The organism is Microbacterium sp. CFBP9034 (genome assembly GCF_034045255.1).
In the GTDB taxonomy this organism is placed as follows: Bacteria; Actinomycetota; Actinomycetes; order Actinomycetales; family Microbacteriaceae; genus Microbacterium.
Genome location: NZ_JAXCWC010000001.1, coordinates 1,639,182 through 1,653,255 on the forward strand (window position 1 = coordinate 1,639,182; position 14,074 = coordinate 1,653,255).

Genomic DNA, 14,074 nt, shown 5'->3' on the forward strand with positions numbered 1-14,074 from the left:
GGTTCCCGGGCGCATGGCAACTCTACGACACGGCCACGGGCCCCAGGTCGTGCGCTGCACGCTCTCGGCGAACGGAGGTGTCGGCCGCCCGCGCTACGGTCGAGGTCATGATCTCGGAGGACCGATCCGGTGCGCTGCTCGCATCGGATGAGCAGCAGCGCGCTGTCGCGGCGCTTCCGCTCGACGCGTCCGGCGTGGTCGTGGGCGCACCGGGAACGGGCAAGACGACCGCCCTCGTCGCCCGCGTGGCGGCCCTCGTCGCCGCAGGCGTCGATCCCGACTCCGTCCTGGTGCTCACTCCTTCGCGGCAGACCGCCACGGCGCTGCGGGACCGCCTGGCGCTGGCGGTCGACCGGGCGACGTCGGGCCCGCTCGCCCGCTCGGTCGCCTCGTACGCGTTCCAGCTCGTGCGCGCCCACGCGGTCGCCGTCGATGCCGAGCCGCCCCAGCTGCTGACGGGAGGCGATGAGGACCAGCTCATCCACGACCTCCTCGACGGCGACGCCGAGGACGAGGAGTCCGGGGAGTCCCGCTGGCCGGAGTGGCTGGCGCCCGGCATCCGCGGCACCGCCGGGTTCCGCACCGAAGTGCGCACGTTCCTGGCGGAGTGCACGACACTGGGCATCGGTCCCGAGCGCCTCCGTGCCCTCGGAGAGCGCGACCAGCGCCCCGTGTGGGTGTCGCTCGCCTCCTTCTTCGCCGAGTACCTCGAGGTGCGTGCCGACATGCGCGGGGCGCACCGCGACGCAGCCGGCCTCGTCCGCGAGGCCGTCGGGCTGCTGCGCACCGCGTCGGAGGGCATCCCCGCGATCGATCGCGTGCGGGTGATCCTCGTCGACGATGCGCAGGAGCTCACCCTGGGCGGCGTCGAGCTCCTCGAGGCGGCGAAGGCCCGGGGCATCGCCGTGACGGCCTTCGGCGACCCGGACGTCGGCTCGGGATCGTTCCGCGGGGCCACGCCCGAGAACTTCGCGCGCCTGGCGGCGAGCCTCGGACCGGTCTCGGTGCTCGGCACGCGCCATCGGGGCACGCCCTGGCAGGGCGAGCTCGTCCGCCGCGTCACCCAGCGGATCGGCGCGGTCGGCGTCGTGGCGCACCGGGGCGGCGGCACCGGGGCCGAGCCCGACGACACGGTGCGCGCGCTGCTGCTGCGGTCGGCCGCCGAGGAGTACGACGCCATCGCGCGCCTCCTGCGGGAGCGGCACGTGCACGACGGCGTCGCCTGGGGCCGGTGCGCGGTCATCGCGCACGACACCCGCCAGGTCGCGTCCCTCGAGGCCGAGCTGTCGGCGCGTGAGGTTCCGGCGCGCTCCAGCGGTCCCGGGCGCGCGCTCGGCGCCCTCAAGCCGGTGAACGACCTGCTGCGACTGGTCGAGCTGGTCTCGCAGGAGGAGTGGACGTTCGACGACGTGTCGGCGGCGCTGCTCGGCACCTACGGACGACTGGATCCCATCGAGCTGCGGCGCCTGCGCTCTGCGCTCCGCCACGCCGAGCTCGCCGCCGGAGGCGACCGCGCCGGGCGCGACCTCCTCGTCTCGGCGATGGCCCGCCCTCTCGAGTTCGACCTCGTCGACACGCGCGAAGCCCGGCGCGCCGCCGCGCTGGCACGCACGCTGGGGGTGCTGCGCGACGAGCTGTCGCGGGGCGCGACCGCGCACGAGCTGCTCTGGGCGGCGTGGGACCGGAGCGGGCTGCAGCGAGGCTGGGCGGAGCTGGCCCGAGGCCACGGTCCGCTGGCAGAGCAGGCCCACCGCGACCTCGACGCGCTCGTCGCCCTCTTCCAGGCGGCCAAGCGGTTCGTCGAGCGCTCGCTCGACGCCGATCCGCGCGTGTTCGTGCGCGGCATCCTTCACAGCGATGTGGCCGAGGATCGACTGGCGGCGCCGGTGCGCGACGACGCGGTGCAGCTGCTCACTCCGGCGGGGGCGCTCGGCCTCGAGTTCGACACCGTGGTCATCGCGGGCATGCAGGACGCCGTCTGGCCGAACACCCGGCTGCGCGGCAGCCTGCTCGACACCTGGCGGCTGGCGGATGCCGCGTCCCGTGTCGCCGACGCCGTCCCGGGGGTGCTGGACCGGCGTCGCTCCGCCATGCACGACGAGCTGCGGCTGCTCGCGCGGGCGCTGTCCCGAGCCACTCGGCGCGTCATCGTCACCGCGGTCGACGACGACGACACCGGCCCGAGCGTGTTCTTCGAGTTCTTCCCCGACGCCGAGCGCTACACGGTCGATCACCCGCTGTCGCTGCGGGGGCTCGTGGCGCGCCACCGGCGCACGCTCACCGACGTCTCGGCGCGGGCGAGCGCGGCCGACGCCGCGGGCCAGCTCGCACTCCTGGCCGATGCGGGTGTGCCGGGGGCAGACCCCCGGCACTGGTACGGCGTGGTCCCTCCGACATCGACCGGACCGCTGCGCGATCTCGCCAAGGAGGACGTGCGGGTGTCGCCGTCGCGGCTGCACACCCTCGAGGAATGTGAGCTCAACTGGGTCATCGGCGACCTCGGCGGCGATCCGGGCGGCACCACGGCGGGCCTGGGCACGATCATCCACGCCGCGCTCGAGCATGCCGCGGACTCGACGGAGGAGAGCCTGTGGGCTCAGGTCGAGTCGAGGTGGAGTGAGCTCACCTTCGAGGCGGACTGGCGAGACCGCGCCGAGAAGGCCCGCGCCCGGGACCTGGTGCGCCGCCTGCACCTGTACCTGCGCCGGTTCGAGGCCGCCGGCGGTGCCCTGATCGGCGCCGAGCCGCACTTCGAGGTGGCGATCCCGCTGGAGGACGCGGCCGCTTTCGAGCATGGCGCGATCCTGTCGGGCTACATCGATCGCGTCGAGCTCACGTCCGAGGGGGCCGTCGTCATCGTCGACCTGAAGACCGGAAAGCGCGAGCCGCAGACCGACGCCAAGGTGGTGGACAATCCGCAGCTCGCGGCGTACCAGCTCGCCTTCGAGGCGGGGGCGATCCCGGCCGCGGCGGGTCACGCCCCCGGGGGCGCCAAGCTCCTCGTGCTGCGTCCCACGGCGACGCGGTCGGACTTCGCGACCCCCTGGCAGCCCCCCTTCGACGACGAGCGCCGAGACGCCTTCCTCACCCGCATCCGCACCGCCGTCTCGACGATGCGGGGCACCTCGTTCACGGCGCCGTACGAGGAGCACTGCCGTGACGACCATTCCTACGGCCTGTGCCGGATCCACACGATCGGCGCGGTGAGCGCGTCATGACGGCATCCGTTCGACCCGTGCTGTCGGCACGGGCCATTTCCGCCGCGCTCGGTCAGTTCCCGCCCACCGACGAGCAGACGGCCGTCATCGAGGCACCGCTCGCGCCGGCGCTGGTGGTCGCGGGCGCCGGCAGCGGCAAGACCGAGACGATGGCGTCGCGTGTGGTCTGGCTGGTCGCGAACGGCATCGTGCGGCGTGACGAGGTGCTCGGGCTCACCTTCACCCGCAAGGCGGCGGGCGAACTCGCGGAGCGCATCCAGCGACGCCTGGCCCGACTGGCGGAGTTCGAGCGCCGCGGTCTGCTCGAGGCGCTCCCCGCGCTGCACGAGGCGGGGCACCTCGATGTCTTCGCGCGGCTCGAGCGTTCCGAGGGCGACGGCGTGCGGGCCACGCTCGCGCGGCACGACGCCATGGACGCCCTGGCGAAAGCGGTGGGTGCCGTTGCTCGCGAGGCGGACGAGGACGCCCTGCTGCATCGACCCACCGTCTCGACGTACAACAGCTTCGCGGACCAGATCGTCCGCGAGCACGCGGTGCGGATCGGGCGGGATGCCGAGGCCGCCGTGCTGTCGGAGTCCGCCGCCTGGCTGCTCATGCGCCGGGTGGTGTTCGCCTCGGACGATCCTCGGCTCGAGGGCCGCGGCGAGGCGGTGCGCAGCATCATCGACGCCGCGCTGCGGATCGCCCGCGACGGCGTCGACAACCTGGTCGACCTGGACGAGCTCAGCGCATTCCCCGAGCGCTTCGCCAGGGTGCTCGCGCTGCCGTCCACGAACGCCCGGACGGTGGTCTACGCCGAGGTGCTCGAGGCCGAGGAGAAGGTCGGCGCGCTGTCTCTGCTCGCCGACCTCGCGCGGGAGTACGCGGCGGAGAAGCTGCGGATCGGGGTGATGGACTTCTCCGACCAGGTCGCGGGGGCGCTCGCGGTCGTCGCGAGCCATGGGGCGGTCGCCGACGAGCTGCGCGACCGCTATCGGGTGGTGCTCCTCGACGAGTACCAGGACACCTCGGTGGTGCAGACCGATCTGCTCGCGGCGCTGTTCGCGGGGACCGGGGTCATGGCGGTCGGCGATCCGCACCAGGCGATCTACGGCTGGCGCGGGGCGAGCGCCGGCAACCTCGGCGGGTTCCCTGCCGCGTTCGCCCCGGACGGGGAGTGCGAGCAGTATGCGCTGCTGACGAGCTGGCGCAACAGCGCGACCGTGCTCACCGCGGCCAATGCGGTGCTCTCCCCGCTCGCCGACGTGGCCGCGGTGCCCGTGCAGGAGCTTCGGGCGCGGCCCGGCGCCCCGGCCGGTCTCGTGGAGTCCGCGTTCGAGCCCGACCTCGACACCGAGGCCGATCGCGTCGCGGAGTGGTTCGGGCGCGTCCGCGGCGAGCGGCGACGGGCAGGACTCGCGACGACCGGCGCGATCCTGTTCCGCAGCAAGAAGCACATGGTCCGGTTCGGCGACGCCCTGGGCCGCCGCGGCATCCCTCATCGCATCCTGGGTCTGGGCGGACTGCTCTCCACACCCGAGGTGGTCGACGTGGTCAGCGCGCTGCGCGTGGTGAGCGACCCGACCGCGGGCTCTGCGCTCATCCGACTGCTCGCCGGCCCTCGGTGGTCGATCGGACTGCCCGATCTGCGCGAGCTGGCGGCTCTGGCGCGGCGCATCGCCCGCCACGACGCGGCGCTGCATCCGCTCGCGCCCGACGTGGTCGAGCAGATCCGCTCCGGCGCGGGCGACGACGGCGGCTCCCTCGTGGACGCACTCGACTTCGTGCTGCGCCACACGCCCGACCACGGGTGGCTCGCCGGCTTCACGCCCGAGGCGCGCGAGCGACTGCGGGATGCGGCAGGGGTGTTCGCAGGCCTCCGGCAGGCAGTGGGGATGCCGATTCCCGAGCTCGTGCGGCTCATCGAGCTCGAGCTCCGCCTCGACGTCGAGCTGGCGGCGAACGAGGCGCGCGGACCTGCGCGCATCGCGTCGGCCCAGCTGCGGGCGTTCGTCGACGAGCTGCACGCCTTCCTCGCCGCCGACGAGACCGGGTCGCTGTCGAGCCTGCTCGCGTGGCTCGACCACGCCGAGCAGCTCGACGAGTTCGCCCCGCGCACGGAGCCGCCCGAGGACGACGTCGTGCAGCTCCTCACGATCCACGGCTCCAAGGGGCTCGAGTGGGATGCCGTGGCCGTCGTGCGGCTCGTGAAGGACGAGCTGCCCAGTGCGCCGCGCGACACGAAGGGCTGGCTCGGCTTCGGCGTGCTGCCCTCCTCGTTCCGCGGTGACGCGGCCTGGCTGCCGGAGCTCGGCTGGCACTCGGCCCAGACGCAGCAGGAGCTGAAGTCCGCCCTGGACGACTTCGTAGCCGCCAACCGTGCGCGGCAGCTCGCGGAGGACCGCCGGCTCGCCTACGTCGCGGTGACTCGGGCGCGCGACCACCTGCTGCTGACGGGGTCGAGCTGGTCGGGGACGAAGCGCCCACGGGCGCGCAGCACCTTCTACGCCGAGATCGCCGAGGCGCTCGGGCACGAGCTCCCGCCCGACGAGCCGGGGGAGAATCCCTACCTGGGGGAGCGGCGGCTGCTCCAGTGGCCGATCGATCCCCTCGGCTCACGGCGACCGGCGATCGAGCACGCCGCGTCGGTCGCGGCCCGGGCGCTGGCCGCACCCCGGCCCGAGCCGGAGCAGGACGTGACGCTCCTGCTCGCCGAGCGCGACGCGCGACGGCTCCCGTCCGTTCAGGCCGCCCCGACGCGCATCGCCGCCTCGCGGTACAAGGAGTTCGTCTCCGACTACGCGGGCACCGTGGCCGCGATCGCCCGCCCGCTCCCCGAGCGCCCCTACCGCCAGACCCGCCTGGGCACGCTGTTCCACGCCTGGGTCGAGCAGCGCGCCGGGACACCAGGGCTCGGCGGCTCGATCGACGACGCGCTGTGGGAGAGCGACGACGAGGTGCCCGGCACGGAGTCGTCGGTCGAGGACGCCGCCGCCCTCGACGCACTGCGGGCCCGGTTCCTCGCCTCGGAGTGGGCCCCGCTCCGGCCGCTCGAGGTCGAGACCGAGATCGACTTCACCGCGACCGACCTCGACGGCCGTCCGCATGTCGTCATCTGCAAGCTCGATGCGGTGTACCGACGCGACGACCGCGGCGGGCGCATCGAGATCGTCGACTGGAAGACCGGCGCCGCACCGCGGACTGCGGCCGAGAAGGACGAGCGGATGCTGCAGCTCGAGCTGTACCGGCGGGCCTACCACGCCAAGCACGGCGTGCCGCTGGACGAGATCGACGTGGCGCTCTACTACGTGGCGGAAGACCTCATCCTGCGGGGCTGACCTCGTGCTATTCCGCGAGCCAGCGCCGCAGCGCCGCCTCGGATGCCCGCTCGGCTTCGGCGACCGCGTCCCCGTGCCGCTCGGAGTCGTGCTCGGGCTCGGCGGCGCGGGGGAGCGTGATCGGGGACGTGGACTGGTCGTCGGGCTGTCGCGGGGTGACGGGGTGGGCATCGAGCAGCGGCTCGACCGGTGCCGTGTCCTCGTTCGCCGCCGCATCGCGCGCGGACTCCGTCGCGACCCAGAGCGACAGCTCCTCGGGGTCGTAGGCGTCGGTCTGCATCGACGTGTCGATGACCGCCGCCGACGCCTCGGGCATCCGGTCGAGCAGCGCGATCGCGTCGTCGACGCCGAGCGCGGCATCCGTCACCAGCTCATCGCCGGCGACGCCGACCGCGAGCGTCTCGAGCAGGCCCACTGCGTCGTCGATCACGTCGGAGCGGCCGGTCTCGTGACCGTGGACGAGCCAGGAGGCGAATTCGAGCTCGGCGTACAGGCGCCCGCGCTCGCGGGCCCGGCCGTCGGGTGCGCGCCCGCTGTGGACGACGTAGGCGGCGTAGACGTCGTCGGCGGCCGCCGGAGCAGAGGCGAGCCACTGGAGGTCTGTTGCGGGATCGCCGACCGAGAGGCCGTGCCACTCGAGGAGGCCCGTCACCTCCGGAACGCCGTCGACGTCTTCGAACAGGAACGATGCGGCCCCTGCGCCGCCGAGCACGACGGCGGACTCGAAGCGCCACAGCTCGTCGGCCTCGAGAGCGCGCCGCCAACGCAGGGCCAGGGCGTCCGGGAGGCGTCGGGTGGCCTCGGCGCGGTCGACCAGGCGCGAGGCGTCGGTCCGCACCTGCTGCGGGGTCCGCACCGGGAGCCCCTCCGTGCGGACGACGGACAGCGGAAGCGCGTGGAGAGCTGCGAGCGCGGCACCGAGCGAGGTGGCTGCGCCCCGACCGGGCGGCAGGTGGGCCGCGTCGACGCGATAGCCGGGGAGGAAGTCGACCACGACGGCGGGGGCGCCCCCGAGGCCGGCCTCGCCGAGGAGCTCGGGCGCGCGGAAGGGCAGCAGGCCCCGGACTCCGGGCGTCAGCGCGCGCAGCGCCCGCACCTCCGCGGCGAGCTCGGGGACGGCGGAGGAGTCGGCGGGAACGCGCACCACCACGCGGCGGCCGTCATCGAGATCGGCGACGGCTGAGTCGTAGCGCCCGCTCGCGCCTTCGGTCAGCGCACCGACCCCGACGACCCCGACCCGGGGCAGAGCCGATGTCACCGACGCGGCTAGAGTGAAGGGTGAGCGTGCCATGTGCCCAGGGTAGGTCGGACGCGCTCGTCCACCCCCGCGCCACGCCCTGCTCGTCGAGCACGCTGCTGGCGGTGAGCGGCCGATCGAACAAGTGGAGATCCTCGATGACGGCGCCCGACAGCACCCGGCTTCCGCCGCTCGCCGGCGCCGCCGTGGACCGCGCCGCCGACGAGCGCGCCACCCCGGACCTGATCGCGACGTCGAGGGCGGATGCCTCGACCCGCGTGCTCGTGCTCGCCGGCGACAGCGCGCCCCTCGCCGCACCCGCCCGGCTGCAGTGGACTCCCGCGGCGGCCGTCCCCGAGGGCGGCGAATGGGCGTTCCTCGGTCGCGACGACGCCGGTGCGGCGCTGCTGGCGGCCGTCTTCGAGGCAGCCGACCACGAGCTCTTCCCGGCGCCCTCGGGTTGGGCCGGCCTGCGCGCCGTGGGGGGTGCGCTGGACGACGTCGACGCCGCGGCGTTCGTCGAGGCGCTCAGCCTCGGCCGGTGGCTGATCGACGCGCCCTTCTGCCCGGCCTGCGGTGCGCGCACCGTCGTCGGCGACGCCGGCTGGTCCCGCCGGTGCCCGTCCTGCGGGCGTCAGCACTTCCCCCGGACGGATCCTGCCGTCATCGTCGCGATCACCAGCGCGACCGATCCCGACCTCCTGCTTCTCGGGTCGAACGCGCTCTGGGGCGCGAACCGCTTCTCGTGCTTCGCCGGCTTCGTCGAGGCCGGCGAGTCGCTCGAGGCCGCCGTCCGGCGCGAGATCGCCGAGGAGTCCGGCATCGAGGTGTCGCAGCTGGCCTACCACGGCTCGCAGGCCTGGCCGTACCCGCGCTCGCTCATGCTCGGGTTCCTCGCGACAGCGGTGCGCGACGACGCCGCGCGGGCCGACGGCGACGAGATCGTCGCCGTGCGGTGGTTCACACGGGCCGAGATCGGGGCCGGCCTCGCGGGTGAGGGCGACCTGACCCTCCCCGGGCCCGCCTCGATCGCGCACCGGCTGATCGCCGACTGGCATGCGAGGACGCCATGAGCGGTCGGGTCCTCGGCGGCCTCGACGAGCACCAGCTCGAGGCGGTCACGGCGCTGCGCGGGCCGGTGGCCGTGCTCGCCGGCGCGGGCACCGGCAAGACGCGCGTGATCACGCACCGCATCGCCCACGGCGTCGACACCGGCGCCTACTCCCCGGGCCGCGTCATGGCGGTCACCTTCACCGCCAAGGCGGCCGGCGAGATGCGCGGACGGCTGCGGGCCCTCGGCGTCGAAGGCGTCTCGGCGCGGACCTTCCACGCCGCGGCGCTCGCCCAGCTCAACTACTTCTGGCCGACGCTCGCCGGCGACACCGCGCCCGGCATCGTCGACAACAAGGTCAAGCTCCTCGCCCATGCGGCCGACAGCATCGGCATCCGGCCCGACACTGCGACGCTGCGCGACGTGGCGAGCGGCATCGAGTGGCGCAAGGTCTCGATGCTCAGCATCGAGGCGTACGCCGCCGCCCGGCCCAACGGCATCGGGCGTCTCCCGGTGGATCGCGTCGTCGCCCTCCAGCGCGCGTACGAGAAGCTCAAGGATGAGCGGCGTCAGCTCGACTTCGAGGACGTCCTGCTCGCGTGCGCCGGGATGCTCGAGGCGGAGCCCCACATCGCGCGCGCCGTGCACGAGCAGTACCGCCACTTCACCGTCGATGAGTTCCAGGACGTGTCGCCGCTCCAGCAGCGGCTCCTCGATCTCTGGCTCGGCGACCGGCGCGACATCTGCGTGGTGGGCGACGCCAGCCAGACCATCTACTCCTTCGCGGGCGCCGACGCCCGGTTCCTGCTCGAGTTCGCCGGCCGGCATGAGGACGCCCGCGTCGTGCGCCTCGAGACCAACTACCGATCGGATGCCGCGATCCTGAACGTGGCCAACGAGCTGATGCGCGATCGGCCCGGCGCGCTGCACCTCGTGGCGGCGTCCCATCGGGCCTCGGCCGGAGAACTGCCGACGGTCTCGGCCTTCGGCGACGATGCCGACGAGGCGCGCGGCGTCGCGGTGCGCATCGCCGGTCAGATCGCCTCGGGGATCGACCCTCGGCGCATCGCCGTCCTCTACCGCGCCCACGCGCAGTCGGCCGAGCTCGTGCGGGCCCTTGCCGACGCGGGCATCGCCTCCACCGTCCTCGGCGGACGCCGGTTCTTCGATCTGCCCGAGGTGCGGCAGGGCATCATGGCGCTCCGCGGCGCTTCGGTGGCCCCCATCGAGAGCGGCTTCGTCGAGACCGTGCGCGACGTGCTGCGCTCGCTCGGCCTGACCGACGAGCCGCCGGAGGCCGGGGGAGCGCTGCGCGACGCGTGGGAGCTCCGGGCCGCGCTGCTCCGGCTCGCCGAGGAGGCGCCGCCGGGAACCACGCTGCGGCAGTTCACCGACGAGCTCACCACCCGCGCCAAATCTCATGACGAGCCCGCGCTGCGGACGGTCACGCTGGCGACCATCCATGCCGCGAAGGGCCTGGAGTGGGACCACGTCCATCTCGTCGGCCTCGCCGAGGGCCTGCTGCCGATCTCGTATGCCACGACGTTCGAGCACATCGACGAGGAACGTCGCCTGGCCTACGTGGGGATCACGCGGGCCGCGCGAACGCTGTCGGTGTCGTGGGCTCGAGGAGTACGGGAGCGGCAGCCGTCGCGCTTCCTCCGAGAGATCGGCAACGGCACTCTGCGTGCGGTCGGTGCCTCTGCGCGCTCCGGTGGAGCGAACCGGCGCGCAGCGTCAGAGAGCGCGTCCGAGTCCGCAGCGGGTGGCGCTCGATCTCGCTGAGCAGTCGCCCGGCGACGATGCCGGCCTCCCAGACGACCGAGGGATCGATCTCGCCCGGCGTCCGTCCGAGCAGCTGAGCGGCGATCGTCGGCCAGGTCGCGTCGGCCTCCCGCCGCCGCGCGACCAGGCACGACAGGCATGCGGTGACGCCCGGCATGACATACGGTCCGACCTCGGCGCCCGTGCCGGTGAGCACGAGGGGAAGGTGCGGCCGGTCGTCGGCCATGAGCGCCGCGGCGAACACCGGTGCGACCAGGTGGTGCGCGACCACGACGACCGCGGCATCCGTCATCGCGTGACCGGGCGGATCGAACGGGTGCGCCTCGGCGACGTCGCAGCCCGTCGCGGCCAGGGCCTTCACGACCGTGTCGAGGACCGCTGCGGACACGTCGCCCGACGCCTGCACGAGAACCGCCCGTGGCGCCGGCGAGGTCGTCGCGAGGGACCGGCGGATGCGGCCGACGAACTGCTCCGCGGCTACCGCCGGGGCGCCGAGGGCCTCGGCGAACGGCACGACCGCGCCGTCGGGCATGCCCCGCTCGAGCTCGCGCACGAGTCGCTGCTGCCAGGGCGTCGGATCGTCGACGACGACCACCGGATCGGCGCCGAACTGCAGGGTCGTCGCCGTCCGCCACAGCGGGGGATGGGCGGGGTCGATGCGGAGCATGACCCGATCCTGGCGAGCAGCGAGCCCGCGGGCCGCCGTTTCCACAGGTCCGGCGCGCGCCGCGCGGCGATCGGCGAACCTGTGGAGGAGGCGGTGCTAGACCGGGCGGTGATCCCCCGGCGCGCTCGAGTCGTCCGGGTCGTCCGGGTCGTCGGGGCCGTCGGCACTGGCCTCGCCGGCGTCCTGGCCGGTGTCGGCGCCGCCCTCGGCCGTCGGCACCTCGCCCGCCAGCAGCCGCGCCAGCGCGTCGTCGAACTCGTCGGGCGCCGGCTCCTCACCCCGTGCGCGTGCCTCGAGCCGCGCGACGAGGGCCGCGGGATCGTCGATGTCCTCGGAACCGGGCATGAGGTCGGGGTAGTCCCACAGCGCATCGCGGGCTGCCGGGCCCACGGCATCCGTCACGGCTCGCCACATCGCCGCGGCCTCGCGCATCCGTCGCGGCCGGAGCTCCAGACCCACGAGCGACCCGAGGGCACGCTCCGCAGGGCCGCCCACCGCACGGCGACGGCGCACCGCCTCGGCGATGCGATCGGCCGCGGGGAGCCGGGAGGTCGCCTGCTCGGTGACCACCTCGACCCATCCTTCGATGGTCGCCAGGAGGTTCTCCAGCCGCGCGAGCGCCGCGTTCTGCGCCTCGGAGCGTGCAGGCAGCAGGGCGCCGCTCTCGAGCGCGCGCCGCAGCTCGTCGGGCTCGGACGGGTCGAAGCGCGACGCCAGGTCTTCGAGCGCGTCGGTGTCGACGTGCACGCCCCGGGCGAAGTCGGTGATCTGCGAGATCACGTGGAGGCGCAGCCAGCGGGCGTGCCGGAAGAGCCGGGCGTGGGCGAGCTCGCGGGTCGCCACGTAGAGCGCCAGCTGATCCTCGGGCACTTCGAGGTCACGGCCGAAATCGGCGAAGTTCTGGGGGAGGATCGCCGCCTCGCCGTCGGGCATGATCGGGATGCCCACGTCGCCGCCGCTGACGACCTCCTTCGACAGGTTGCCCACGACCTGGCCGAGCTGCGACGCGAAGAGCGATCCGCCGACGGTGCGCATCAGACGCCCGGCGCCGGCGACGAGCCCCTGCATGTCTTCGGGTGCCTGCTCGCTGAGGGCGGCTGTCAACGCGTCGGCGATGCTCGTGGCCACGGGCTCGGCGAGCTGCTGCCACACCGGCAGCGTCGCCTCCACCCAGCCGCCGCGGGTCAGCGTCTTCGGGGGCGTCGGGAGGTCGGAGATGGTCGTCGCCTCGCTCAGCCACAGCGTCGCGAGCCCGAACGCCTGATCAAGGTCCGTCCGCTGCCCGGTCGTCACCCCCAGGCCGTCCTGGTTCGCGATGTGCAGGGCCTGCCGCTGGGCGAGGTCCCACGAGATCCCCGCGTCTGGCCCGCCCGCGAAGGCGCCCTGCAGGTGCTGCATCACCGTCTGCATCATGGCGGGGTCGATGTTCATGCCCGCCAGCCGGGAGAGCTGCTCGGGATCGAGCTCGCCCGCGCCGCCGCCGAACAGCTGGCGGATCAGCTCCTGGAACTCCTCTTCGGGAGTGCGATCGTCGTCTGCCACTTCAGCCGCCTTTCAGCCGGTTCATGACGTCGGGTTCTACGCTAGACCCAGCATCCATCGCACTCTCCGGCAGAGTCCCGAAACCTTACGCCGGTCGCGAACGACCAGGCAGAGAGAGGTCCCGCGTGACCCTGTTCGACGAGAACGTCACGATCACGCCCGCTCCACAGCGACGCATGTCCCGTGGAGCGCTGGTGGGCATCTGGGCGCTGGCCGTCGCCCTGCTGGTGCTGCTGATCATCACGTTCCTGCCGACGTCGTACGTGATCCAGCGTCCGGGCCCCGTGTACAACACCCTCGGCACGGCGACCTCCGCCGAGGGGGACCAGGTGCCGCTCATCTCCGTCGAGGGAGCGGAGACCTTCCCGACCGAAGGCGCGCTCGACCTGCTCACGGTGCAGGTGGTGGGCAACCGCGAGCGCACGCCGTCGTGGTTCGAACTGGCGCTGGCGTGGTTCGACCCCAGCAAGGCCGTGCTGCCGATCGAGGCGGTCTTCCCCGAGGGCACGACCACCGAGGAGCGCAACACCGAGAGCGCGGCCATGATGGTCGACTCGCAGCAGGAGGCGACCGCGGCTGCCCTGACCGAGCTCGGCTACGACGTCGGCGCGCAGATCGCGGTGCATTCGATCCTCGAGGGCTCCGCGGCCGAAGGCGTGCTCCAGGACGACGACATCGTCCTGGAGGCGAACGGGACGCCGCTGGCCGACGTCGAGGCGCTGCGCAAGATCGTCAACGCGGGCGAGGGCGCCCCCGTCGAGCTGCTCATCGAGCGCGACGGCGAGGAGCAGACGGTCTCGATCACGCCGAAGGAGACCGAGGTCGACGGCGAGACGCTGTGGCTGCTGGGGGTCAACCTCATGGCGGACTACGAGTTCCCGATCGACGTGACGATCCAGCTGAACAACGTCGGCGGCCCGAGCGCGGGCATGATGTTCGCGCTGGGCATCATCGACACGCTCACCCCCGGCGAGCTCAACGGCGGCGATCAGGTCGCCGGCACCGGCACGATCACCGGATTGGGCGAGGTCGGACCCATCGGCGGGATCCGCCAGAAGCTGTGGGGCGCGAAGGATGCCGGCGCCGAGTGGTTCCTCTCGCCGGAGGCCAACTGCGACGAGGTCGTGGGCCACGTGCCCGACGGCCTGCGGGTGTTCTCGGTGGCGACGCTAGACGATGCGCTCGCGGCGCTCGAGGCCGTGCGCGACGACGGCGACCTCGACGCGCTGCCCACCTGCACCGCGAGCTGAGCCCGGC

General features: G+C 73.6%; 7 protein-coding genes. 5 read left to right on the forward strand and 2 right to left on the reverse strand.

Annotation, left to right across the window (positions count from 1 at the left end; all coding sequences use genetic code 11):
- Positions 1–107 precede the first annotated feature (107 nt).
- On the forward strand, positions 108–3,218 hold the full coding sequence (locus SOM19_RS07405; protein WP_320485894.1) for an ATP-dependent helicase: 3,111 nt from the start codon (positions 108–110) through the stop codon (positions 3,216–3,218).
- A complete protein-coding gene (locus SOM19_RS07410; RefSeq protein WP_320485895.1) occupies positions 3,215–6,535 on the forward strand; it encodes an ATP-dependent helicase in 3,321 nt (1,106 codons plus the stop codon). The genes SOM19_RS07405 and SOM19_RS07410 overlap by 4 nt, the downstream gene beginning before the upstream one ends.
- Before the next feature lie 7 nt (positions 6,536–6,542).
- On the opposite strand, the gene SOM19_RS07415 is transcribed toward SOM19_RS07410, so the two are convergent.
- Complete coding sequence (locus tag SOM19_RS07415; protein WP_320485896.1) at positions 6,543–7,826, reverse strand: phosphotransferase; 1,284 nt, start codon at positions 7,824–7,826, stop codon at positions 6,543–6,545.
- Positions 7,827–7,930: 104 nt separating this feature from the next.
- Here SOM19_RS07415 and nudC point away from each other — a divergent pair, with 104 nt between their 5' ends.
- Together nudC and SOM19_RS07425 are read left to right on the forward strand one after the other, a co-directional pair.
- Positions 7,931–8,845, forward strand: coding sequence for an NAD(+) diphosphatase (gene nudC, locus SOM19_RS07420; RefSeq protein ID WP_320485897.1), 915 nt, complete (start codon positions 7,931–7,933; stop codon positions 8,843–8,845).
- A complete protein-coding gene (locus tag SOM19_RS07425) occupies positions 8,842–10,608 on the forward strand; it encodes an ATP-dependent helicase (RefSeq protein ID WP_320485898.1) in 1,767 nt (588 codons plus the stop codon). Before nudC ends, SOM19_RS07425 begins: the two co-directional genes overlap by 4 nt.
- Positions 10,609–11,371: 763 nt before the next feature.
- Here SOM19_RS07425 and SOM19_RS07430 read toward each other — a convergent pair.
- Complete coding sequence (locus SOM19_RS07430) at positions 11,372–12,817, reverse strand: zinc-dependent metalloprotease (protein ID WP_320485899.1); 1,446 nt, start codon at positions 12,815–12,817, stop codon at positions 11,372–11,374.
- A gap of 125 nt (positions 12,818–12,942) precedes the next feature.
- Between SOM19_RS07430 and SOM19_RS07435 the strand changes: the two genes are divergently transcribed.
- Positions 12,943–14,067 (forward strand): YlbL family protein, encoded by a 1,125-nt coding sequence (locus tag SOM19_RS07435; RefSeq protein ID WP_320485900.1) that lies wholly within the window; start codon positions 12,943–12,945, stop codon positions 14,065–14,067.
- The last annotated feature ends 7 nt before the right edge of the window (positions 14,068–14,074 follow it).